This window comes from Streptomyces sp. NPDC048002, assembly GCF_040653275.1.
Classification (GTDB): domain Bacteria; phylum Actinomycetota; class Actinomycetes; order Streptomycetales; family Streptomycetaceae; genus Streptomyces.
In genome coordinates this window covers 28,580-52,057 of record NZ_JBEZNL010000052.1, presented here as the reverse complement: position 1 = coordinate 52,057, position 23,478 = coordinate 28,580, and the positions used below count along the sequence as shown (strand labels likewise).

The window sequence follows — 23,478 nt, the reverse complement described above, 5'->3', positions numbered from 1 at the left end:
CGATCTGTCGCGGGCCAGGCGGGCTGCGACACAACCGGCGCCCCAGCCCGCCCCGCACCCCGTCCCCCATACGGCCGCCCCCCACACGGCCCCGGCGGAGCAGGGCGTCCGCCCCTCCTGCCCGGACTGCGGCGGCACCTGCGGAGGCAGCCCCGGCACGGGCACGTCGGTGAGCGCCGCGGGCGCGGTCGCGAGCGGCGAGGGACGTCAGCTGATCTTCGCCATCGGCACGATCGGCTTCGACTACCGCACCGAGGCCCGGCGGGACAGCTTCCGGCAGCAGATGCCGTACGAGTTCCGGCCGGCCACCGCCGACCATCCGGAACAGGAAGTCGCGCCCAACGTCTACGACCCCAGGCAACTCCACGCGTATCTGGCGAAGAACCCCTGGGCCTGCGACAAGCTCACGTGGACGCTGAACATGGACGCCACGCCGCTCTACGCCCTGGAGGCTGAGGCACCGGTGGGGATGGACTGGACTCAGTCGATCATCCGGAATCCCGGCGCGTCGGCGGCAACCGTACGGACGGATGCCGAGACAGCGGTGAGCGAGCAGGACTCCCGCCTGGCGGAAATCGTCGAGACGCTCTCGTACCCGCCCGTGTCCACGGTCTACCGGACGTTCCGGGACGCGATAGTCGGCCAGATCGAGGACCGGGAGAGTCCCACGTACGTGTCGCGGGTCTCGGTCCCCGGGGTGCTGACCGATCGAACGGTGCGTTTGTTCTCCGGCCAGGTCGTTCCTGTGGTCGAGGTACGGAGTCGTGGTCTCTACACCTGGAACGAACACGTCTTCACCCAGGCGGTGCTGTCCGCTCTGAAGAAGGACCTCGCCCAACGCAAGGTGAAGATCGACCAGCCAGCCCCGGAGAAGACGATCCGGGCCTTCCTCGACAAGATCTACTGGCAGTTCCGCAACCTCGGCCAGAGCTCCGCGGACCGGGCGCTGAACTTCGCCGGCACCAACGCGTTCGAGGTGGGCAAGGAGATGGCGGAGGGCATGCTGGCGGCGAACCAGGTTCCCGGCAGCGACGAGAAGCATCTGTACTCCCTGGACACCATCACGGTCTCCAAGAGCCCGTTCTGCCGCCCCGGATCGGACTGTCAGGACGTCGTCATCACGTTCTTCGACCCCGAGAACGACCGCAGGGCGAAGCTCTCGTTCCTCTTCACCTACGACGTGAGCGACGACCTCCCGGTCAGCCTCGCACCCGTCCACAAGTTCATCGGCGGCTACTGACCGCCGTACGCCTCCACCGAGGAGAAGTCATGCAGGAGACACCACCTCGTCCTCGCCTCTCGGCCCCTCCGCAGGGCCCCGCGATTCAGCGCGACCCTCGAAGCGCGCCGTCCGTCACCCCCGAGGGAGACGGAGCGGAAGCGAACAGGTCGATGTGCGCCAACCTGACCGGCTCCGCCCGCGAGATGTGCCAGTCCATGGGCGGCTAGTTCCGAAGACGACCGGCGGCGACCGCCCGTCGGCGCTCCCACTGGCGAGAGGAGACAGCGATGATCGACACACAGTTCACCCGCGAGGAGGGGCCGGCCCGGCCCACGGTCCTGCGCGCGCCGTTCCAGACACCCGCGATCGACCGCACACCCGCCGTCACCACCGGAACCGACGCACAGGACTCGGGTGGCGTCGAGGCCAACTTCGCCTTCGGCGACATCCTGAAGACAGTGGCGAACGTCCTGCTCTGACGGCTCACCACGGATCCTCCGTCGCCGATGGGTCGGGCAACGCCCACCGGCGACGGGATCGGAAGGGACAACATCATGACAGCGATGCGAACGTCGGCCGAGGGTTCCCCCTCACCGACCACCGCGCTGCGCGCGCCGCACCAGACGCCCGCCGTCGACCGCACACCTGTCGCTCCGGCCTCTCGCCGCGGCGACACCGGCGGTGTAGAGGCGGACTTCGGCTGGTCGGACATCCCGTGGACCGCTCTCGGCAAGGCCGCGCGGGGTGCCCTGGACGCCGTGCTGTAAGGCGGATGTGAGAACTCATCGAAAGGAGATCGCCATGAACGGCGAGACCACCCCTCAGCGGCTCAACGGGCCGGTCACCGCCCTGCGGACACCGTTCCAGACACCCGCTGTCGACCGGGCACCCAGCGACCTGCACGGGCAGCACGACGGCGCCGACGGCGTCGAGCCCAATCTGCCCATCCTGCCCCTGCTCGGGCTGGCCGGGTCGGCCCTCGGGGCCCTGTTCGACTGAGGTCCGCGCGCCGGCGGCGGCCGAACGGCACGCCGTCGGCGCGGCGGCTGAAAGGACATCAGGATGAACGAAGAGCCCACCAGAAGCCGCTCGACCGAGCGACGCAGGAAGGCCAAGTCCCGGAGAGCGACGGCTGCGGAGCGGGGCCATGACTCGGAAGGCAGGTCGGGCATCCGCCTCGATCTCCCCGTGCAGGGACCGACCGTCGAGCGCAGATGGGATTTCTACGAGCCCCACCTCGTGGTGACGGACACGTACGAGCCCGTCGACCAGCCCCCCGGCGCAATAGGGCACTACATGGCTCCTCAGCACAGGTCCGGCCATGACGTCGCGGATCCCGGCCCCTCTGCGGGCAGGGACCAGCGCGGCTGGAACTGCTCGCCAGGTGGCCCCTGTGTGTGGGGCGGGATCGTCTAGGCCGGCCGAATCGTCCCGACCGGCCCACGGAACGGACGGGCGGCGGGCACGGCGCCCGAAGCTGTGGTCCCGCGCCCGCCGCACGTCCCTGTATCCCACGGAGGTGGGACGAATGCCCTCAACAGACTCCCCCGGCGACCACACCCACGCCGAACAGCACCGCCACATCACCGAGGCCGCCCGCCGGTACCACGACTCCGCCGGGGCCCGCGAACGGGCCGAGAGCCGGAGGGCGGAGGGCGTACCCTTCCCGGACACCCCGCAGGCACTGGCCGCACGGGCCGAACGCATCCTGAGCCGGGGAGACGTGCCCGCCACGGCCGTCGTGGACCGCATTCACGCCGAACCGCTGGACCTGCCCGCGGCGTACGAGCGGATCATCGGCCTCTCCAACGACCTCCAGGCGGCGAACTTCCTTCCTCGCGGCGCCCGCGCGGCCCGCACGGTCGCCCGGATCGGTGTACGGGACGGCGGCCGCGAACTCCCCCTGGGAACAGGCTTCCTGGTCTCTCCGCACCTTCTGATGACCAATCACCACGTACTGCCCACAGCCGGGTTCGCCGCATCGTGCTTCGTGGAGTTCGACGCGCAGGTCGGGGTGGACAACGCGCCCGACGACGTCGTCCGCGTCGAGCTCGCACCCGGCCAACTGTTCCTCGCCCACGAGCCGTTGGACTACGCGCTCGTGGCCCTCGCGCCGGTCGACGGTGGCGCGGGGCCCGGTGAGACCTTCGGCTGGAACCGGCTCAGCGCCCGCACCGGAAAGCTGGTGGTCGGCGAGTCGGTGAACGTGGTCGGACACCCCAGCGGCCGGCTCAAGGAGATCGCCCTGCGCGACAACGAACTGATGACGCGGCTGGACGACTTCCTGCACTACCGCACGGACACCGAGCCGGGCAACTCCGGCTCCCCGGTCTTCAACGACCAGTGGGAAGTGGTGGCCCTCCATCACAGCGGAGTTCCCGAGACGGACTCCGCCGGACGGCCCCTGCGCAAGGACGGCACGGTGTGGGAGCGGGAGGACGGCGAGGACGCGCTCTCCTGGGTGGCCAACGAGGGCGTGCGCATCAGCTCCGTGCTGCGACATGTGGCGACCGCGCGTCCGACCCCGGCGCAGCGTGAACTGCTGGCGGGCATGGGCCGCGAGTCGGGGCTCGACGGCCGTACGCCCCACGAGGCGGCGGCCGGGCGCACCGAAAGGGTCGCACCCACCGTGTCCGAACGCGCGACGCGCCGAGCTGCGGTCGGCCTGGCCTCGCGGGGCGGCGCGTTCGGCGGCCGCGGCCAACTCGTCTACCTGCACGGCAGGAACCAGCAGGGCAAGGACCCCGGGGCCCTGCGCAGACAGTGGACCGGCGCCCTCAACGAGGGCCTCACCCGCGCCGGCCTGCGCACCCTCGACCCCGCCGACACCTGGTTCCCGTTCTACGGCGACCGGCTCGCCGAACTGCTCTGCGCGCCCGAGTCCCTCACCGGCGAGGGCGGTGCCGCGGCGGTGGCCGAGTGCGACGCCTACCGGCGCATTCTCCTCGAAGCCGCGGCCCGCGCCGGCCTCTCCGAGAGCGCCCGCGCGGACACCCCCGCGGTAACCGCCGAGGAGGGCATCGACCCCTTGGTGCGCACGCTGCGACGCGCCCTCGGATGGGTGGCGGCCCGGTCGGACCTCGACGAGTGGACCATCGACACGGTCTTCCAGGACGTGGCCCGGTACCTGAGCGACACGCGTGTGCGGGAGGAGGTACTGGCCACCGTCGCCGAGGCCGTGCCGGACAGCGGCGCGCTCGTCCTCGTCACGCACAGTCTGGGCACGGTGGTGGGCGTCGATCTGATGAGCCGTCTGCCGGCCGGCGTGGACCGGGTCCTGCTGGTGACCGTCGGCAGTCCGCTCGGCATGGACGCGGTCGCCGACCGGCTGCTGGCCGGTGGTCCGCACCGGCCGGGGAACGTCCGCGGCTGGCTCAACGCCTGGTCCGCCGCCGACCCGGTCGCCATCGGCTGTCCGCTCCGGGAGCGCGGCTGGGGCGAGGTGGAGCAGCGGATCGTCGTCAACGGAACGGACCGGGCGCACGACATCACCGAGTACCTCTCCCACACGGAGGTGGCCCGGGCCATCGGCGAGGCCCTGGCCTGACCCCGTGCGGCAGCACCGCCGCACGGGACCCGTGGGCCGGGGGACGGACCGCGGTCGGCTCAGCCGAAGTCCGGGACCGGATGGTCCGGGGCGAGCGCCGCCGCGATGCGCTGGAGGATCACATGCGCCGAGTGGCCGTCCGCGGCACCGGTGCCCTGGGTGGTGGAGACCGCGATGGAGAGACGCTCGGCCGGGAGGTGGGCCATGGAGGCGGAGTATCCGAAGAACAGGGGGTGCTGGGCGACCCAGTCGCCGAGGACGAGGACGCCCATGCCGTAGTGCGTCTCCTCGGTCTGCGCGATGCACACCGAGGCCGGACACGCCCCGGTCGCCTGGCCGAGCCCCACCGTTCCCGGGTTCAGCAGTTCCTCGTACGAGGACGGCGAGAGGAGTTCGCCGGAGCCGATGGCGCTGGCCGAGCGGGCCAGGTCGCAGATGTCGGTGGTCTGCACGGCGCCGGGCGCCGTCGTCCAGGAGGGGTTCCAGAAGGTGGACTCCTCGTAGGTCCCGCGATCGGAGGTGAAGGCGTGCAGGACGGGCGTGGGGATGTCGGGCGTGAAGCTGTTGCGGGTCTCGCGCAGGCCGAGCGGGCCCATGATCTCGCGCTGGAGCAGCACGTCCAGCCGGGTCCGGGTGATCTTCTCCAGGGCGGCGCCGAGGAGGACGAAGTTGGCGTGCGAGTAGTTCCAGTTGGTGCCCGGCTCGTACCAGGGCTCCTGGCTCGTGGAGATGCCGACGAGTTCCTCGGGCGTCCACTGCCGGAACGGGTTCTCGCCGACGGCCTCCGGGAAGCCCGGCGAGGTGACGTAGTCCCGCAGGCCGGTGGTGGAGGCGGCCAGCATGCGCAGCGTGATCCGGTCGCCGTCCGGCAGGTCGGGCAGCCAGCGTCCGACGGGGGCGTCCAGGTCCACCCTGCCCTCGTCGACGAGGCGCAGCAGGGCCGTTCCCATGTAGCTGATCGCGATGTTGCCGTTGCGGAAGTGCAGGGCGGGCCGGGCGGGTACGCCGGTCATCGACTCGCCGAGCGCGGTGGTGACGAGTTCGCGGCGGTCCGCCGTGACACGGAGGATCACCGACTTGAGGTCCAGCTCCTCCTTGGCCTGCTCGGCGATCCGTACGACCTCGCGCGCCGGGCCGCGCTCGGGAAGCCGCGAGCCGACGCAGGGACGGCCGTGGCCGGCGCCCTCGCCGGGCGTTCCGACGACGGCCGGGGCGGGGGTGCTCAGGGCGAGAACGGCGGTGACGGCGGCGAGAGCGGTGGCCGCGACCGGACGCGACGGGCGCGGGGAGCGGGGTCCGCTACGGGGCTTTCTCATGGCCGGAGTATTCGCCGGGCGCCTCCGCGCGGTGGCCGAGCGATGCCTCGACTCGCCCGAAGATCACCCGTCAGGTCCGCCGCGCGTCCGACGGGGCGTCAGTTCAGCACCTCGTCCAGCCAGTCGAAGACCCGCTGGTCGTAGCGGGAGCGGTTCCAGCTCTCGCAGTGTCCCTGGGCCCCCTCGGCGGCGGTGAACCGCACCAGGAGCTTGGGGCAGTCCAGTGCCTCGTACAGCTTCTGGGCCCCGGCCGCGGTCGGGTCACCGTCGCTCGTGGTGATCAGCGTGGGACAGGAGATGTCGGCGACGACGTCGGAGAGCCGGTAGCGGTCGAGTTCGACGACGTACTCGCCGAGGCTGTGCAGTCCGTGCACCCAGAGCCCCCGCCGGACCAGCCGCCAGCGCATGACAGCGGACCGGACCAGCGGTCTGAGGTGCGGTTCCAGCTCGGCGGGGTCCACGTCGGGGAGCCGTTCCTTCAGCTCGCCGGGCAGGGGCAGGATCCCGCGGATGTTCTCCAACTGGTCCCACTGGCCGGGGTCGGCGACCAGCGCCGCCACGCGCCGGTCGCCGCTGACCCCGCGCGGGGCCAGGAATCCGCCGAAGCTCCAGCCGATCACCGCCAGCCGCTCCGCGTCCACCCCGGGCAGCGTCACCGCGTGGTCGATGACCGGGCGCAGCACGTTCTCCCAGTCCGGACGCATCGTCAGGCCCTGTCCGACCAGGGCCAGTCCCTGTCCCGGACCGTCCACCAGCAGACAGTGGTAGCCCCGTCGGCAGGCGGGCCGGGCGTGTGCCCAGTACATCTCGTGGACGTTGGAGTCGTAGCCGTTGACGGCGATGACGGTGGGGCGTGGACCGTGTTCGGCCGCCGTTCCCCGCGCGGGGCACAGGTAGCCGTCCAGGTAGGTCCCCTCGAAGGGCACCCTGACCGGGACGAGGGGCGGATCGCTCAGCTCGGCGAACCGCGCGAAGCACGCGCGCTCCCGTGCGGCCGCGTCGATGAGCCGGGGGTCCACGGGTGCGCCGAAGAGCGGGTAGTACGACACCCGGTAGTACGTGGAGGCCCGCAGGTACGTCTCGCGGGCGCTGACCCGGTGCCCGGCCCGGTCGCTCTCCTCGGCCCAGCCGCGGACCATCGTCGCCGTCGCGGCCCACTCCTCGTACCAGCTGTCGGCGTCCCCCTCGAAGATCCGCTCGGCGGTCAGGGCGCATTCACCCCATTCCGCGCCGCCGCCGTTGATGGTCGTCAGTGCCCGCTCGGCGAACATTTGGAACATGGCGTCGTCGAAGAGCCGCATCGGTGTACCCCCAGAGGAGTGGCGAAAAGGCGTCGTGCCGGCCGGCACGACGGACCGGCAGCCCGCTACCGGGTCCGCGTGGACGCGCGGCCGTACAGGTGGTCCGGGGTGACGATCTCGGTGATCGCGCGGGCGACCAGGGAGGACGGCTCCTGGCCCGCGTGGGTGATGTCCGTGTTGATCATGACCACCAGGGTCGCCTTCTCGGCGGGGAGGTACACGGTGACGGTCTCGTACCCGGGGATCGAGCCGTTGTGCCCGATCCAGCCGTTGGTGTCGAAGATGCCCAGGCCGTAGCTGGTGCCGGGGATGCCGGTGGGCAGCGTCTTCAGCCGCTCCGCCTGGGTCCGCGGGCTCAGCAGCGTGCCGGTGGCGACGATCCTGGCCCAGCGGCGCAGGTCGGGCAGGTCGGAGATCATGGCCCCGGCCGCCCAGGCCCAACTGGGGTTCCAGTCGGTGCTGTCGGTGACCTCGCCGGTCGGCGTCTGGTTGGTGTAGCCGCGGGGGTGGGGCCTCGGGATCGCGGAGTCGCTCGGGAAGAGCGTGCGGCGCAGCTCGGCGGGGCGGAGCACCTCGCGCTCGATGACCTCGGCGAGCGGGCGTCCGCTGACCTTCTCGATGACGAGGCCCAGCAGGATCAGGTTGGTGTTGGAGTACTGGAACTCCGCGCCGGGATCGGCGGTGTTGGCGTGCCGGAAGGCGTAGGCGAGCAGCTCCCTCGGGGTGATCGAGCGGGTGGGGTCGCTCATCAGGTCGTGCTGGAAGTCGGGGTCGAAGGTGTACGGGTACAGGCCGCTGCGCATCTCGGCCAGGTGCCGCAGGGTGATGCGGGAGCCGTTCGGCACTCCGCGGACGTACCGGGAGATCGGGTCGTCGAGGCCGACGCGGCCGGCGTCGACGAGTTTCAGCAGGGCGGTGACGGTGAAGGTCTTCGTCTCGCTGCCGATGCGCACGAACATGTCGCTGGTCATAGGCCGGCCGGTGGCGGTGTCGGCCACTCCGGTGGCGCGGACGTAGCTGCCCCGGCCCGGCATCCACAGGCCCACGATGGTGCCCGGGATGCCCGCCTCCTGGCGGACGTCCTCGATGGCCTTGTCCAGCCGCTCGGTCAGCTCGGGGCCGAACCCGTGCTCGGGGCAGTCGTCGGGGCCGTGCCGGTCGGGCGCGACGGTGGCCTGCACGGCCGTGGCGGGGGCCACCGTCACGGGGACGAGCACGGATGCCACGAGCAGGGCCGCGGCGAACAGGCGGCGGGAGGGGGTGCGTCGCATACGGGGGCGCCTCTTCCGGATCAGGGGGTTGCCGAGGGCCACATCACCATCCGGGCGTGCGCGGGAGGTCCGCGCCGTGGCCCCGGTGCGGGCGAGTCCACTCGATCGGTCCCGGATGGCCGGGTGCCGGTCCGGGCCCTAGCGTCGGAACATGCCTGGAGAGAATCCCGCCGGTCGCGGGCGCTACGGCGAGAGCCTGTTCGAGCCCGCGCATCCGCGCGAGGCGGAGCGGATCGACGACGCCGCGGTGGTCTACGACCCCGTCACGACCCACCGGCTCCGGGCGCTGGGGGCCGGGCCCGGTCTGCGCTGTCTGGAGGTGGGGGCGGGGACGGGCACCGTGGCCCGCTGGCTGCTGCGGGAGGCGGGTGTCGACGAGGTCGTCGCGCTGGACCGCGACACCGGCGCGCTGGAGGGCGCGGAGGATCCCGGCCTCCGGGTGGTCACGGCGGACCTCACGGACGAGGGCCTCGACCTGGGCACCTTCGACCTGATCCACGCCCGCTTCGTGCTGATGCACCTGCCCGAGCGGCGTCGCGTCCTCGCCCGGCTCGCGGGCCTGCTCAACCCCGGCGGCCGGATCCTGCTCGGCGACGCCGTGGAACTGCCGGACCGGCTCGACACCGCCTCGGCCTACCGGCGGACCATGGACGCCATGTGGGAGGCCCTGCGCGAGACGATCGGCACCGACATCGCGCACATCGCGGCCTACCCGCGTTTCCTGCGGGAGGAGGGTCTGGTGGAGGTGGCCGCGGAGCTGTACTGCCCGCCGCTGACCCCGGGCGGCCCGCTGGCCCGGTTCTGGTCGCAGACCTGGCGGCGGATGCGCCCCGAACTGGAGGCGACCGGCCGGGTGGACGCCGCCACGGTGGACGTGGCCCTGGCCCAGCTGGACTCGCCCCACCTCGCCGCACTCGCGCCGGGCATGCTGCTGGCCTGGGGACGCCGGGCCTGAGAACGCGGGACAATTCCACGCCCGGCCGACGCCTCAGGGCCCCGCATGGTGCCCCAACGCATAACCACATCCGAAACTATGTTGCCCCACCACATGTGCGCCCCACCTGCGGGTTTCTACGGTGTGCCGACACCCACCCGTCCCCACCGCACACGAGGAAGTGGCGCACATGGCCTCCGCAGCAACCGCTCCACCGACGCCGAACAATCTCAAGCGCATCGTCGCCGCGTCCCTCATCGGCACGACCATCGAGTGGTACGACTTCTTCCTCTACGGTGCCGCCGCCGCTCTGGTGTTCAACACCCTGTTCTTCCCCGACTCCGACCCCCTCGTCGGCACCCTGCTCTCCTTCCTCACGTACGCCGTCGGATTCGCCGCCCGGCCCATCGGCGCCCTGGTCTTCGGGCACTACGGGGACCGGCTCGGACGGAAAAAGCTGCTGGTGCTCAGCCTGCTGCTGATGGGCGGCGCCACCTTCGCCATCGGCCTGCTCCCCACCCACGCGACCATCGGCAGCGCCGCCCCGGTGCTGCTGACCGTGCTGCGGCTCGTCCAGGGCTTCGCCCTCGGCGGCGAGTGGGGCGGCGCGGTCCTGCTGGTCTCCGAGCACGGGGACGCGCGGCGGCGCGGCTTCTGGGCCTCGTGGCCGCAGACCGGCGCGCCGGCGGGGCAGCTCCTCGCCACCGGTGTGCTGGCCGCCCTGACGGCGCTGCTCAGCGAGGGCCAGTTCGAGTCATGGGGCTGGCGGATACCGTTCCTGCTCTCCGGTGTGCTGGTGATCGTCGGGATGTGGATCCGGCTCTCCGTCGACGAGTCGCCGGTGTTCAAGGCGGCGCTGGCACACGCCGAGGCGCGCCGGGCCGAGGACTCCGCCGAGAAGATGCCGCTGGTCGCCGTGTTGCGGCACCACTGGAAGGACGTGCTCGTCGCGATGGGCGCGCGCATGGCCGAGAACATCTCCTACTACGTGATCACGGCGTTCATCCTGGTCTACGCCGTGGAGCACACCGGCCTGTCCAAGCAGACCGCGCTGAACGCCGTACTGATCGCCTCCGCGATCCACTTCGCGGTGATTCCCGCCTGGGGCGCGCTGTCCGACCGGATCGGCCGGCGTCCGGTCTACCTGGTGGGCGCCCTCGGCATCGGCGCCTGGGCGTTCCCGTTCTTCGCCCTCGTCGACACCGAGAGCTTCGGGATGCTGATCCTCGCGGTGACGGTGGGCCTGGTCTTCCACGGGGCGATGTACGCGCCGCAGGCGGCCTTCTTCTCCGAGATGTTCGCGACGCGGATGCGGTACTCGGGTGCCTCGATGGGCGCGCAGTTCGCCTCCGTAGCGGCGGGCGCCCCGGCGCCGCTCATCGCCACGGCGCTGCTCGCGGAGTCCGGCGGCTCGACCCTGGTCTCGCTGTACCTGCTGGTCGCGGTGGCCATCACGCTCGTCGCCCTGGCGGCGGCCCGGGAGACCCGCCACCGTGACCTGACCCGGATCGGGGCCACGTCCTCCGAGCAGGAGACTCCGGACCCGGCCTCGGTGCGCTGAGCCTCGCGGCCGGTGACGGCCCCGCCGGCCCTTCGGGGCGGGTGGGGCCGTCGGCATACGGGTCCGTACGGACGGGCTCACCCCGCCAGTCGGTGCAGCCTCAGCGCCATCTGGATCTCCAGGGCCCGCGCCGGGCTCTGCCAGTCGTCGCCGAGGAGGCGTCCGACGCGTTCCAGGCGCTGGGCGACGGTGTTCACATGGACGTGCAGATCGTCCTTGGTGCGGGCGGGGCTCATCCCGCAGGCGAAGTAGGCGTCGAGGGTGCGGACCAGGTCGGTGCCGCGCCGTTCGTCGTAGGTGACGACGGCGCCGATGGTGCGGTCGACGAAACCGGCGATGTCCCGGTCGCCGGCCAGCAGCAGTCCGACGAACCCGAAGTCCTCGGCCGCCGCGCCGTCCCCCGAACGGCCGAGCAGTCGCAGCGCCTCCAGACAGCGGCCGCCCTCCTCGTAGGCGGCGGCCACGGCGTGCGGGTAGGCGGCGAGGTCCTCGACGGGGGCGGAGGCGCCGACGGTGACCGTCTCGCGGACGGCGGCGCCGAGCTGGCGGGCGGTGCGGCGGGCCAGGTCGGTCGCGGTGTCGTCGCCCTCCAGGGGCAGCAGCAGGACGGTGCCGCCCCCGCGGGCCGCGGCGAGGCCGTGCCGGGTGGCGGCGAGGTGGGAGGCCGCGGACCACAGACGGCGGCGGGCGGCCGCCTCCTGGTCGGCGTCGGTCCCGGGGCCCTCCAGACGGGCGGCGAGCACCACGTGGACGGCGTCGAGGTCGGCGTCGAGCCGGGCGGCGCGCTCGCGCAGCAGACGGGGGTCGCGGTCGCGGCCGTCCAGCAGGTCGTCCAGCAGTTCGCCGCGGACCCGCTGTTCGGCCTCGGCGGCGGAGCGCCGGGCGAGCAGCAGCAGTGAGGTGACCATGGCGGCGCGCTCCAGGGTGCGCTGGTCGACCGGGTCGAGCCCCGGATGGCCGCGCAGCACGAGCGCGCCGAGCAGCTCACCGCCCGCGGCGACGGCCGCGATCCAGTCGTCCTGGTGCCGTACGGCGTGCCCTTCGGCGCGGGAGGTCTCCAGGGCGCGCGCGGGGGCGTGCTCGGTGAACTCGACCGTGCCGTCGAGTACTTCGGAGACGGCTGCGGCCACGTCGTGCACCCCGCCGCCGCGCAGCACCAGTTCGGCGAGCCGGTCGTGGACGTCGGAGGCGCGCTCGATCACACCGCTGCGGTCCCCGATGATCTCGTTGGCGCGCTCCAGGTCGGCGAGGGCCGAGCGGGTCTCGGTGAGCAGGTTGGCGGTGTCGATGGCGGCGGCCGCCAGGGCGGCGAAGGAGCCGAGCAGGGCGATCTGCTCCCGCTCGAAGACCCGGGCCCGCCGGTCGGCGGCGAACAGCACGCCGATCACGTGGTGCCCCAGCATCAGCGGCACCCCGCAGATCGCCACCAGGCCCTCGTCGCGCACGCCGGAGTCGATGCTGTGGGTGTGCCGGAACCGGTCGTCCTGGAAGTAGTCGTCGGTGACGTAGGGGCGTGCCGTCTGGGCGACGAGCCCGCCGAGTCCCTCGCCCATGCCCAGGCGCAGTTGCTGGAAGCGGGCCGCGACCGAGCCCTCGGTCACCCGCATGTAGGTGTCGCCGCGCTCGGTGTCGTTCAGGCTGAGGTAGGCCACGTCCGTGCCGAGCAGGGAACGGGCGCGCTGCACGATCGCCTGGAGCACGGCGTCCAGGTCCCGCAGTCCGGCCAGGTCGTGGGCGGTCTCGAAGAGCGCGGACAGTTCGGCCTCGCGCCGGCGCCGTCCCTCCAGCTCCGAGCGGACGCGCAGGGCCAGCAGCTTGGCCGCTTCGAGGGCGGCGATCCGCTCGGCGGACCGTCCCTCGGCGCGGGCGCGCAGCATCGGCTGCTCGTAGGCGTCGGCCGGGGCGCCCCTGGCCAGCAGCTCCAGGAACGGCGTCTCGGCGCCGCCGTCCGGCGCCGGGCCGGTGGAGCGCTCTGCCGACTGCACGTGATCGCGGGACATGCTCACAGGATTCCCCATCGGACGGACGCCGGGTCGGCCCTGTGGACAACCCGCGACGGCGGCCGCTCAGTGCGCGGTCCAGCCGCCGTCCAGGACGAGCGACGCGCCGGTCACGAAGGATGCCTGTGGACTGCACAGATACGCAACGGCCTCGGCGACCTCGTCCGGTTCGATGAGCCGCTTGAGCGCGCTGTCCTGGAGCATGACGTCGGTCAGGACCCGCTCCTCGGGTATCCCGTGCGCCTGGGCCTGGTCGGTGATCTGCCGCTCGACCAGCGGGGTGCGCACATAGGCCGGGCACACACAGTTCGAGGTGACTCCATGGGGCGCGCCCTCCAGGGCCGCGGTCTTGGAGAGCCCCTCCAGTCCGTGCTTGGCGGCCACGTACGCCGACTTGTAGGCGGAGGCGCGCAGGCCGTGCACGGAGGACACGTTGACGATCCGGCCCCAGCCCTGGCCGTACATATGGGGCAGGGCACCGCGGATGAGCCGGAACGGCGCCTCCAGCATCACGGTGAGCACCGTGTGGAAGACCTCGGGCGGGAACTCCTCCAGCGGGCGGACCAGTTGCAGTCCGGCGTTGTTGACCAGGACGTCGGTGCCCGCGGCCGCGTGTTCGGCGGCGTCCAGGTCGGTGAGGTCGAGGGGGTGGGGCTCGACGGTGCCGGCCAGGCCCCGGCCCTGTTCGGCGAGCGTCTCCAGGCCGGCCACGTCCCGATCGACCGCTCTGACCTTGGCCCCGGCGGCCGCGAGGCGCAGGGCGCAGGCTCGGCCGATACCGCCGGCGGCGCCGGTGACGAGCGCGGTGCGGCCCCCGAGGTCGAGGGAGAGGGCGGAGGGAGCCGGGAGGGCGTTGGGCGGGGTCATGCCCAGACCCTAGGCAGCGCACCCCCGCCACCCCATGTGGTCAGAACCCATACTTCAATCGGAGGTCATGGGTTCGAACCATGTGGGTTCATCGGACAGGGCCTGTTTGATCCGGAACAGCTGTGACTCACTCAGCGGCGGCAGGGCGTCCACGTCGAACCAGCCGACCTGCAGGGACTCGTCGTCGTTGACCCGGGCCTCGCCGCCGACCGCCCGGCAGCGGAAGCAGACGTCCATGAACTGGCAGATGTCACCGTTGTCGAAGGTGACCTCCCTGCCGGACTTCACGAGCACGATCCGCTCGGGCACGCTGCGCACGCCCGTCTCCTCGTACACCTCCCGCACGGCGCACGCCGCCGGCTGCTCCCCCGGGTCCGGTATCCCGGAGATCACCGCCCACTGCTGGTTGTCGGCGCGCTGTCCGAGCAGGACCCTGCCCGCGTCGTCGAGGACGACGGCGCTGACACCGGGCAGCCAGAGCAACTGGTGACCGGCCGCGGCCCGGATCGTACGGATGAAGTCAGGAGTGGCCATGGCCCCGACCCTAACCGGCGGCCCCGGCGGGCCGCCGGGCCTGCACCCGGCGTACGGCGGGCGGACGGTTACACGTCACCGGCGCGCCGCCCGCGTACTCCCGCGGCGATCGCCCAGCCCAGACCGCCCGCGGCGATCAGCACCAGGGCGATCTCCGGCAGGATGCCGAGCTTCGTGGCGGGCGTCTCGGAGGAGCGCAGGGGCACCTCCTGGACGAGCGAGTCGGCGACGAACATGCCCGTCTTCTGGGTGATCGTCCCGTCCGGCATGATGATCGCGCTGACCCCGCTGGTGACCGGCACCGTGACGGTGCGGCTGTGCTCGACCGCGCGCACCCGGGACATGGCGAGCTGCTGGTAGGTCATCTCGCTGCGGTCGAAGGTGGCGTTGTTGCTGGGCACGGAGATCATCTGCGCGCCGTCGGTGACGGTGTCCCGCACGGCCCAGTCGAACGCGGCCTCGTAGCAGGTGGCGAGGCCGACCTTGGTGCCGCCGATGTCGAAGACGCCGGGCTCGGTACCCCGGCTGAAGTCCTGGCGGACCATCGACGTCCACTCGGAGTTGATCGAACCGATCAGCGACCGCAGCGGCAGGTACTCGCCGAAGGGCTGGATCTGCCGCTTGTCGTAGGTCTGGAGGGGGCCCTGGACCGGGTCCCAGAGGATCTGCTCGTTGAGCAGCTTCCCGTCCCGCTTGACCACACCGCCGACGGAGATCGGCACGCCGACGGCCTTGGCCGCCGCGTCGATGACCTCGCGGGCGTCGGCGTTGGCGAAGGGATCGATGTCGGAGGAGTTCTCCGGCCACAGGACGAAGTCGGGTCGGTCGACCTTGCCGGCCTTGATCTCGGCGGCCAGCCGCTCCGTTTCCCGCGCGTGGTAGTCGAGGACGGCCCGGCGCTGGGAGTTGAAGTCGAGCCCGGCGCGCGGCACGTTGCCCTGGATGACCGCGACGGTCACGGTGCCGTCCTCGGCTTTGTCGCTGACCAGCGGACGGGCGGCCAGCGCTCCGGCGAGCGGCGCGAGGAGGGCGAGCAGGGCCACGGCGGCCGCCGGACGCCGGACGGCACCGGTGCGCCGCAGCTCGACGCCGAGCCGCACGACCTCGTACAGGCCGAAGCCGCACAGGACGACCGCGAAGCCGAGCACCGGGGTGCCGCCCACCGCGGCGAGCGGCAGGAAGACACCGTCGGCCTGGCCGAAGGCGATCTTGCCCCAGGGGAATCCGCTGAACGGCACGCGCGCGCGTGCCGCCTCCCCGGCGGTCCACAGCGCCGCGGCCCACAGGGGCCATCCCGGCAGGCGCGAGACGGCGGCGACGCCCGCGCCGACCAGGGCGACGAAAGCCGCCTCGATGACGACGAGCGCGAGCCAGGGGCCGGGGCCCACCTCCACACCGGTCCACACCAGGAGCGGCAGCAGGAAACCCAGACCGAAGAGGTAACCGAGACCGAGCCCCGCCTTCCAACCGCGGCCGCGCAGCAGCCGGCCGAAGCCGGCGAAGGCGGGCACGGCCAGCCACCACAGGGTGCGCGGCGGGAAGCTGACGTAGAGCAGCACTCCGAGGAGCGCCGCGGCGAGGGCGGGCAGCAGGCGCGCGAGCCACGCCCGGCGTGGGGCGGGCGCGAGGGGGTTCACCTGGTCCGACCCGTCCACGGAAGTTGCGGTGACGGTCACTCCGGGAGTGTACGGCGGCGGGCACGGACGCCGACAGCGCGGTCCGCCGGGCCCGGCACGGGTGCGGCTCGGGTCCCGCCGGGTGTGCCGCATCGCTCGCGCACAGGACGTCCACAAATCGCCCATCAGCCGTTACGGTGTGCCGGAGCAAGTGTCGAACGAGCCGGTCAGGACCGTGACGCAGGGCTGGGTCACGGGCCGGGGGACGACCGGGTTGCGGGGGTCGGGTGAGTTCCACGGGGATGACGTCCGCGGCCGGTGCCGGGGACGTCGGAGAAAGACGAAACGTTTCTGACGTGGCGGGTGTCCTGGTGCTCGGCGCCTGTGCCACCTGGTCCCTGATCACGGCCACCGCGCAGGACGGCCGGCCCGAGGGCGTCCTGCTGGCGATCCTGGCGGTCGCCGCCGGGTACGCGGCGGGCCGGATCGGCGGAACGCTGCTGCCCGTGGCCGCGCCCTGTGCCGCGGCGCTCGCCGGAGTGACCCTGGCGGCCGCGCTCCCCCGGCTCGGACCGGACCCCGCCGTCGTGCCGCCGCTAGGCCACGCGGGCGCCACGGCGGGCCTGCTCACCCTCGCCACCGGCGCCGCCTGCTGCGCCGCCTGGGCCGCGAAGGCGCGCGCCCTGCGGCTCGGCCTGCTCCTGCTGGCCGCCGGGATCACGGCGACCGCCGCCGTCCTGGGCTCCACCAGCGGGCTTCTGGTCTGTTCCGCCGTCCTGCTCTGCGCGCTCGCCGCCGGCCGGATGCCCCACCGGGGCCTCGGTCTCGCCGGGCTGGCCCTGACCACGGCGGCGGTCACCGGACTGACCTGGGCGGTTGCGGGGAGGGCGGTGCCGGAGGGGCTGTCCGGCTCGTTGGCGGGCCCGCTGACCGGGCACCGGCTGGATCTCTGGCACGACGCCCTGGAACTGGCCGGGCGGGATCCGGCCCTGGGCGTCGGACCGGGTCGTTTCGGCGAGCTGAGCACCACCGCGACCGGCACCCTGCTCTCCGACGGCAAACCGCATTCGGCGCCTCTGCAGCAGGTCGCGGAGCAGGGCGTGGTGGGCCTCGCCCTGCTGGCGGCGGCGTTCTGCTGGGTGCTGTTCGCGCTCTGGCGCGCGCCGCGCCCGACGCCGGTCGTGCTCACCGCCGGCGCGGCCCTGACCGGGCTCGCGGCCATCGCCGCGATCGGCAACGCGCTCAGCTTCACCACGGTGTCGGTGGGCGCGGGACTGCTGGCCGGGCTGGCCACGGCCCGCCCGCTGCCCGACTCCTCACCGGCCCCCACGCCCGGGGTGCGCCCGCACAGCACGGTGTGAGCCACGACAAGGGCGCGGCCCGGTGGTCACGGCAAGGGTGCCGAGCCCCGAGCCCCGAGCCGCAGCGGAGCGCCGGGCCGTACCGCCGGCAGAACTCCGGGGCACAGCAGGGGGCCGGGCACTCCCGTCAGCCGGGCGCCAGGTCACAGCAGCGTGCCGGGCGCTTCCGCCAGCCAGCCACCAGGTCACAGCACAGCGCTGCGCGGTACCGCCAGCCGACCGCCAGGTCACAGCAGGGGGCCGGGTACTCCCGTCAGCCGGGCCCGGATGACCCGTACGGCTGCCTCGGCGTCGTCCACCGTGACGGTGAACGTATGGCCGTCCCACAGCCTCAGCACCACGCCCTCGCCGCGCCGGACGACGACCGCGGTGCCCTTCTCCGGGCGCCAGCGGTAGCCCCAGCCGCCCCAGTGGCGCGGGGTGACCATCGGCGCGAAGTCGGCGCCCACCACCTGGGACAGCGGGATCCGGCGGCGCGGCACGCCCATGTGGCCGCAGCGCACCTCCAGGCAGTCCGTGTCGACCTTCAGCGCGACGTGCACGAAGGCCAGCGTGCCGAACAGCACCAGCAGGCCGGCCGCGATGCAGCCGACGACGGCCATCGCGAGCGCGGCGACGTCGGAGGTCCAGGCCGAGTCGACGGCCAGCTCCACGCCCAGCGCCATGCAGGCGGCGCCTGCCAGCGCGAGCAGCCACTGGACCCGGTTGGTGGCACGTCCGGTCCAGACCTCGGGGTGCGGCGGGTGCCCGCCCTGGGGGTGGTCCCTCATGGCAATGAGGTTACTCAGGTTTCGCTGCGCGGGTACCTCGTGGCGGAGGGTGACTGGTCCGCCCGGGGGGCCTTCCGGCCACGGCCGGTCACCGGGCGGGGCTGACCGCCTGGAGGAGCTGTCCCTCGGCGTAGGAGAGGGCGGGGTCGGGCAGGGCGCCCTGGCGCCCGCTGAGCAGGACCGTGAGGGTGCCGGTGGCGGGGGCCTCGGGGGCGGGCCGCTGCCCGATCCGGCGCAGGGCCTGGGCGGCGACCGCCCCGGCGGAGCCGTGCAGGACGAGCGGCGGGCGGCCGGGGCGCTGCACGGCGGTGCGGATCCGCTCGGCGACCAGTTCGTAGTGGGTGCAGCCCAGGACGACGGTCGTCACGTCGTCGGGGGTGAGCGCGGCGGCCGCGGCCACGGCGGTGGCGATGGCGTCCTGGTCCGCGTGTTCCACGGCTTCGGCGAGCCCGTGGCAGGGCACCTCGGTCACCCGCACGCCGTCGGCGAAGTCGGCGATGAGGTTGCGCTGGTAGGGGCTGCCGGTGGTGGCGGGGGTGGCCCAGATGGCGACGGGTCCGCCGCCGGCCGCGGCGGGCTTGATCGCGGGGACGGTGCCGATCACCGGGATTCCCGGCTCCAGCCGGGCGCGCAGAGTGGGCAGAGCGTGCACGGTCGCGGTGTTGCAGCCGACGATCAGGGTGTCGGGCCGGTGCGCGGCGGCCGCCTCGGCGACGGCGAGGGCGCGTCCGGTGAGGTCCTCCGGGGTGCGCGGTCCCCAGGGCATGCCGTCCGGGTCCAGGGAGAGGACGAGATCGGCGTCGGGTCGCAGCCGCCGTACCGCGGCGGTGGCCGCCAGCAGGCCGATTCCGGAGTCCATCAGCGCGATCTTCACCCGGCCACGATAGACGATGGCCCCTTGTGGGCCCCTCCCGTGGGGCAGACTGCGCGGGTGAGCGCCTTCGTGTGGATCGCCGCCGGATCACTCGCCGCCTGGCTGTGGCTGCTCCTGTGCCAGGGCTTCTTCTGGCGCACCGACGTCCGGCTCCCCGGCCGCCGGGAACCGCGGGAGTGGCCGTCGGTCTGCGTGGTCGTACCGGCACGCGACGAGGCGGCGGTACTGCCCGACAGCCTGCCGTCCCTGCTGGCGCAGGACTATCCGGGGCGGGCGGAGGTCTTCCTGGTCGACGACGGCAGTTCCGACGGCACCGGGCGGCTGGCCCGAGAGCTGGCCGAGCGGTGCGGCGGGCTGCCGCTGACGGTGGACTCGCCGGGTGAGCCGCCCGCGGGCTGGACCGGCAAGCTGTGGGCGGTGCGGCACGGGATCGCGCTGGCACGCGCGCGTGGGCCGGAGTACCTGCTGCTCACGGACGCCGACATCGCGCACGCGCCCGACAGTCTCCGGCAGCTCGTCGCGGCGGCGGACACCGGTGGCTTCGACGCGGTCTCCCTGATGGCGCGGCTGCGGGTGGAGAGCCTCTGGGAGCGTCTGGTCGTGCCGGCCTTCGTCTACTTCTTCGCCCAGCTCTACCCGTTCCGCCGGATCGGCCGGAAAGGGACGCGCACGGCCGCCGCGGCCGGCGGCTGCGTCCTGCTGCGCGCGGACACGGCCGAACGGGCCCGGATCCCGGACGCCATCCGGCGCGCGGTGATCGACGACGTGGCGCTCGCGCGGGCGGTGAAGGGCGGCGGCGGGCACATCTGGCTCGGCCTCGCCGACCGGGTGGACAGCGTGCGGCCGTACCCGCGGCTGGGCGACCTGTGGCGGATGGTCTCCCGCAGCGCCTACGCGCAACTGCGCCACAACCCGCTGCTGCTCGCCGGCACGGTCGCCGGGCTCGCCCTCGTGTACCTGGTACCGCCCCTGGCGCTGGTCGCCGGCGCGCTCACCGGGGGCGCCGGGGCCGCGGTCCTCGGCGGGTCGGCGTGGCTGGTGATGACCGGTACGTACGTACCGATGCTCCGCTACTACCGGCTGCCGGTGTGGCTCGCTCCCCTGCTGCCGTTCACCGCGTTCCTGTATCTGCTGATGACGGTGGATTCCGCGGTGCAGCACTACCGGGGGCGCGGCGCGGCCTGGAAGGGCCGCACCTACGCCCGCCCCGGCGCGGTGCCCGACGAGGGCTGACTACTTGCGTCCGGGGGTCCAGTTCATGCCCCAGCCGTAGGCGCGGTCGACGGTCCGCTGGGGGCTGACGCCTCGCTCCGGGACCAGGTAGCGGGCCTCGCGCTGGACGACGAGATCGTCTCCGGTGTTGGTGATCAGGGCGAGGGCGCAGACCGTGGAGGGGACGGTGCACTCGTCGAGCGAGAAGTCGACCGGCGCGCCGAACTGCGGGGTGAGGGTGACCGTGGCGTGCAGGTCGGCGAAGGAACGCGCGCCCTCGTAGATGGTGACGAAGACCAGGATCCGCCGGAAGGCCCGCTGGTAGTCGAGGTTCACGGTGAGGTTCTCGCCGCTGGAGACGGCCCCGGTGCGGTCGTCGCCGTCGAGGTGGATGAACGGCGGCTGGTGCAGGGCGCCGAAGGCGTTGCCGAGGGCCTGGATGACTCCCTTGCTGCCGTCGACCAGCTCGTACAGGGCGCACAGGTCGAGGTCGAGGTCGTTGTGCATGGCGACCGGGCGGCCCAGCTTGCTGGCCCAGCCCGAGAACTGCTTGCGGACCTCCCAGTTGAGGTTCACCCGCAGAGCGCCCGAGGTGCCGCCCTGCTTGGTGAGGGAGACCGCGGGGGCGGCCTTGGTGAGCGTCACCTTGCTGAGGCTGACCGGGGGTGCCTGGGGCGGGGCCGCGGGCGGCATCGCGGGCGGGGGCGGCATGGTGGCCGCGGGCATCGAAGCGGGCGCGGCCGGCATCGGAGCGGGCGCGGCCGGTGCCGGGGGCGCCTGCTGGGGTTCGTCGACGGTGATGCCGTAGTCGGTGGCCAGGCCCTCCAGTCCGCTGCTGTAGCCCTGGCCGACGGCGCGGAACTTCCAGGCGCCCTGACGGCGGTAGAACTCGCCGAGCACGAAAGCCGTCTCGACGGTGGCCCCGGTCGCGTCGAAGCGGGCGACCGAGGTGCCCTGCGCGTCCTTGACCTCGATGCCGAGGCCGGGGACCTGCCCGAAGGAACCGCCGTCGGAGGAGGCCGCCAGGATGACGGTCTCGATGGCGGGCTCCACGCGCGTGAGGTCGACGAGGAGCGTGTCGGTCACCTGACCGCCGGCGACCCGCTTGCCCTCGTGCCGGACCGCCCCGGAACCGTGCACCGCCTGGTTGTAGAAGACGAAGTCCGCGTCGGAGCGGACCTTCCCGCCGACGAGCAGCAGCGCCGAGGCGTCGGCGTCGGGCACTCCCGGTCCGGAACGCCAGCCCAATTCGACGCGCAGCGCCGCCGTCGGCACTGGAACATTCGACCCTTTCGGCATTGACATGTCCGCCCCCATCACGTGTCGGCGCGCCAGGTCGGGCCCGGCAAGTCCATTCGGTTCCTCAGTACAGGGTCAACCTATTCCCCAGGTACGCGATCTCCCAGGAGAGGAGCACGAAGATCGCTGGCCAACCGCCGGTAACCCCCAGGGAACTCGGCCTTTACACGATCCGAACGTCGAATGATGCCCTTTTTTGCCAAGTTCGCTCGCATTGGCGATCCCGAGTCACCGTCGACGCGGAAAACAACCCTCTTATCGGTCTCCCCAACCAGCACATCGTGGGCTTAACTTATGGCCATGACCTCCCCCCGCTCCACCTATGGCGGCGGCTACTACTCCGCCTCCTTCCCGGACACCCCGATCTACGACTCGCTGGTGGCCGAGCGCGGTACCCCGCAGATCGCCCCGATCCGGGTCCCCGCCGCCTACGACATGCCGAGCAGCCACCTGCCCGCGCTGCCGTCGGCGCTGCCGGCCCTCCCGGCCGCCCCCTCCCAGCCCTCCTACGGCTACCCGCAGGCGCAGCAGCCCGCGCCGCTGCAGCAGGCCCCCGCGGCGTACATCCCGCAGCAGGCCGCCGCGCCCCGCGGTTACCCCGGTCCGCAGCCCCAGCAGCCGCGTCCCGCGGCCCCCATGGGGTACGAGGCGATGCGCCCCGCGCAGCCCCGCCCGGCGGCTCCGTCGTACCAGGACCCGTACAACAACCAGCAGTACCGCGGCTACTGAGCCCTTTCCCGGACGGGTCGCGCCGACTGGCACGATGACCCCATGGGGAATGCGCAACTGCAGTCGATTCACGTTCATCCGGTCAAGGCGTTCCGGGGCACCTCGCCCCGGGAGGCCGTCGTGGAGCCCTGGGGGCTGACCGGTGATCGTCGCTGGATGCTGATCGACGACGGGGGAAAGGTCGTCACCCAACGCCAGCAACCGCGTCTCGCGCAGGCCGCCGCCGAGCTTCTGCCCGGCGGCGGCCTTCGCCTGTCCGCGCCCGGAGCCGAGCCGTTGACCGTGTCGGTGCCCCGGCAGGGCGCCACGGTCCCGGCGGAGATCTTCCGGGACAAGGTCGAGGCCCTCCCCGCCGAGGATCCGGCCGTGCACGACTGGTGCAGCGCCTACCTCGGCCTGCGGGTGCGGCTCGTCCACATGGACGACCCGGCCACCCGCCGTCCCGTGGACCCCGAGTACGCGCTGCCCGGCGAGACCGTCACCTTCGCGGACGGATACCCGCTGCTGCTCACCACGACCGCCTCCCTGGACGCGCTCAACTCCTGGATCGGCGAAGGCGCGCACGCCCAGGAGGGCCCGCTGCCCATGAACCGGTTCCGGCCCAATGTGGTCGTGTCCGGCACCGCCGCCTGGGCCGAGGACGAGTGGACGCGCGTCGCCATCGGCGACGTCACCTTCCGGGTGGCCAAGATGTGCGGCCGGTGTGTGGTCACCACGACCGACCAGGGGACCGCCGCCCGGGGCAAGGAGCCCCTGTACAGCCTCGGCCGGCACCGGCGCATCGGCGGCAAGCTCGTCTTCGGGCAGAACCTCGTACCGCTGACCGGGGGCACCGTCCGCGTCGGCGACCCGGTGCGCGCTTTGTCCTGAGCCCGGCCCAGCACGTCCTGCCCTGAGCCCGGCCCAGCGCGTCCTGTCCTGAGCCCGGCCCAGCACGTCCTGTCCTGAGCCCGGCCCAGCACGTCCTGCCCTGAGGCCCAGCGCACCCCTGGGCCCGCGCCGGGAACTCCGCGCGCCCACCCGTCCGTTGAGTGTTCCGCGAGCACGTCGTGAGAGCCTCGGGA

At 72.9% G+C, this 23,478-nt stretch carries 20 protein-coding genes and 1 pseudogene; 11 read left to right on the top strand and 10 right to left on the bottom strand.

Going from position 1 to position 23,478, the window contains the following annotated elements; all coding sequences use genetic code 11:
- The 5 genes and pseudogenes from AB0E07_RS36470 to AB0E07_RS36450 form a co-directional block, all read left to right on the top strand.
- Positions 1-1,240: pseudogene (locus AB0E07_RS36470) on the top strand (hypothetical protein); the annotation flags it as partial.
- Between the two features lie 269 nt (positions 1,241-1,509).
- Positions 1,510-1,701, top strand: coding sequence for a hypothetical protein (locus tag AB0E07_RS36465; RefSeq protein WP_362261709.1), 192 nt, complete (start codon positions 1,510-1,512; stop codon positions 1,699-1,701).
- 75 nt (positions 1,702-1,776) lie between these two features.
- Entirely contained in the window at positions 1,777-1,989 is a 213-nt protein-coding gene (locus tag AB0E07_RS36460; RefSeq protein WP_362261706.1) for a hypothetical protein, read from the top strand.
- A 34-nt stretch (positions 1,990-2,023) separates the two neighbouring features.
- Positions 2,024-2,221, top strand: a complete 198-nt coding sequence (locus AB0E07_RS36455; protein WP_362261702.1) for a hypothetical protein — start codon at positions 2,024-2,026, stop codon at positions 2,219-2,221.
- A gap of 529 nt (positions 2,222-2,750) precedes the next feature.
- Positions 2,751-4,769, top strand: a complete 2,019-nt coding sequence (locus tag AB0E07_RS36450) for a serine protease (protein ID WP_362261699.1) — start codon at positions 2,751-2,753, stop codon at positions 4,767-4,769.
- A gap of 59 nt (positions 4,770-4,828) precedes the next feature.
- Here AB0E07_RS36450 and AB0E07_RS36445 read toward each other — a convergent pair whose 3' ends face one another.
- The 3 genes from AB0E07_RS36445 to AB0E07_RS36435 form a co-directional block, all read right to left on the bottom strand.
- The gene (locus AB0E07_RS36445) at positions 4,829-6,085 is read right to left on the bottom strand and encodes a serine hydrolase domain-containing protein (protein WP_362261696.1); all 1,257 of its coding nucleotides are present in this window, start codon (positions 6,083-6,085) and stop codon (positions 4,829-4,831) included.
- A 98-nt stretch (positions 6,086-6,183) separates the two neighbouring features.
- Positions 6,184-7,386 (bottom strand): alpha/beta fold hydrolase, encoded by a 1,203-nt coding sequence (locus tag AB0E07_RS36440; protein ID WP_362261693.1) that lies wholly within the window; start codon positions 7,384-7,386, stop codon positions 6,184-6,186.
- A gap of 65 nt (positions 7,387-7,451) precedes the next feature.
- Positions 7,452-8,657 carry a serine hydrolase domain-containing protein gene (locus AB0E07_RS36435; RefSeq protein ID WP_362261690.1) on the bottom strand — a complete coding sequence of 402 codons (1,206 nt, stop codon included), beginning with the start codon at positions 8,655-8,657 and terminating at the stop codon, positions 7,452-7,454.
- Positions 8,658-8,808: 151 nt separating this feature from the next.
- Here AB0E07_RS36435 and AB0E07_RS36430 point away from each other — a divergent pair, with 151 nt between their 5' ends.
- Together AB0E07_RS36430 and AB0E07_RS36425 are read left to right on the top strand one after the other, a co-directional pair.
- A complete protein-coding gene (locus tag AB0E07_RS36430) occupies positions 8,809-9,612 on the top strand; it encodes a class I SAM-dependent methyltransferase (RefSeq protein WP_362261687.1) in 804 nt (267 codons plus the stop codon).
- A 169-nt stretch (positions 9,613-9,781) separates the two neighbouring features.
- Positions 9,782-11,152 carry an MFS transporter gene (locus AB0E07_RS36425; RefSeq protein ID WP_362261684.1) on the top strand — a complete coding sequence of 457 codons (1,371 nt, stop codon included), beginning with the start codon at positions 9,782-9,784 and terminating at the stop codon, positions 11,150-11,152.
- Between the two features lie 77 nt (positions 11,153-11,229).
- On the opposite strand, the gene AB0E07_RS36420 is transcribed toward AB0E07_RS36425, so the two are convergent.
- The 4 genes from AB0E07_RS36420 to lnt all read right to left on the bottom strand — a co-directional run bounded on the left by AB0E07_RS36420 (position 11,230) and on the right by lnt (position 16,229).
- Complete coding sequence (locus AB0E07_RS36420) at positions 11,230-13,152, bottom strand: GAF domain-containing protein (RefSeq protein WP_362261682.1); 1,923 nt, start codon at positions 13,150-13,152, stop codon at positions 11,230-11,232.
- 66 nt (positions 13,153-13,218) lie between these two features.
- Positions 13,219-14,019, bottom strand: a complete 801-nt coding sequence (locus AB0E07_RS36415; protein WP_362261680.1) for a 3-hydroxybutyrate dehydrogenase — start codon at positions 14,017-14,019, stop codon at positions 13,219-13,221.
- Between the two features lie 54 nt (positions 14,020-14,073).
- A complete protein-coding gene (locus AB0E07_RS36410) occupies positions 14,074-14,553 on the bottom strand; it encodes an NUDIX domain-containing protein (protein WP_362261677.1) in 480 nt (159 codons plus the stop codon).
- Between the two features lie 68 nt (positions 14,554-14,621).
- Positions 14,622-16,229: an apolipoprotein N-acyltransferase gene (gene lnt, locus AB0E07_RS36405; protein WP_362261674.1), complete on the bottom strand. Its 1,608-nt coding sequence runs from the start codon at positions 16,227-16,229 to the stop codon at positions 14,622-14,624.
- Between the two features lie 242 nt (positions 16,230-16,471).
- On the opposite strand from lnt, the gene AB0E07_RS36400 reads away from it, so the two are divergent.
- Positions 16,472-17,530 (top strand): O-antigen ligase family protein, encoded by a 1,059-nt coding sequence (locus AB0E07_RS36400; protein WP_362261671.1) that lies wholly within the window; start codon positions 16,472-16,474, stop codon positions 17,528-17,530.
- Positions 17,531-17,757: 227 nt separating this feature from the next.
- Here the strand turns inward: AB0E07_RS36400 and AB0E07_RS36395 are convergent, their stop codons facing one another.
- Together AB0E07_RS36395 and AB0E07_RS36390 are read right to left on the bottom strand one after the other, a co-directional pair.
- On the bottom strand, positions 17,758-18,300 hold the full coding sequence (locus AB0E07_RS36395; protein WP_362261668.1) for a hypothetical protein: 543 nt from the start codon (positions 18,298-18,300) through the stop codon (positions 17,758-17,760).
- 88 nt (positions 18,301-18,388) lie between these two features.
- Positions 18,389-19,174 carry an aspartate/glutamate racemase family protein gene (locus AB0E07_RS36390; RefSeq protein ID WP_362261665.1) on the bottom strand — a complete coding sequence of 262 codons (786 nt, stop codon included), beginning with the start codon at positions 19,172-19,174 and terminating at the stop codon, positions 18,389-18,391.
- Between the two features lie 39 nt (positions 19,175-19,213).
- On the opposite strand from AB0E07_RS36390, the gene AB0E07_RS36385 reads away from it, so the two are divergent.
- On the top strand, positions 19,214-20,407 hold the full coding sequence (locus tag AB0E07_RS36385; RefSeq protein WP_362261662.1) for a glycosyltransferase: 1,194 nt from the start codon (positions 19,214-19,216) through the stop codon (positions 20,405-20,407).
- Here the strand turns inward: AB0E07_RS36385 and AB0E07_RS36380 are convergent, their stop codons facing one another.
- Positions 20,408-21,685, bottom strand: a complete 1,278-nt coding sequence (locus tag AB0E07_RS36380; RefSeq protein ID WP_362261714.1) for a TerD family protein — start codon at positions 21,683-21,685, stop codon at positions 20,408-20,410. It lies immediately after the preceding gene.
- A gap of 300 nt (positions 21,686-21,985) precedes the next feature.
- On the opposite strand from AB0E07_RS36380, the gene AB0E07_RS36375 reads away from it, so the two are divergent.
- Both AB0E07_RS36375 and AB0E07_RS36370 read left to right on the top strand, forming a co-directional pair.
- Positions 21,986-22,414 carry a DUF6643 family protein gene (locus tag AB0E07_RS36375; RefSeq protein ID WP_362261660.1) on the top strand — a complete coding sequence of 143 codons (429 nt, stop codon included), beginning with the start codon at positions 21,986-21,988 and terminating at the stop codon, positions 22,412-22,414.
- A 42-nt stretch (positions 22,415-22,456) separates the two neighbouring features.
- Positions 22,457-23,284: an MOSC N-terminal beta barrel domain-containing protein gene (locus tag AB0E07_RS36370; RefSeq protein ID WP_362261657.1), complete on the top strand. Its 828-nt coding sequence runs from the start codon at positions 22,457-22,459 to the stop codon at positions 23,282-23,284.
- The last annotated feature ends 194 nt before the right edge of the window (positions 23,285-23,478 follow it).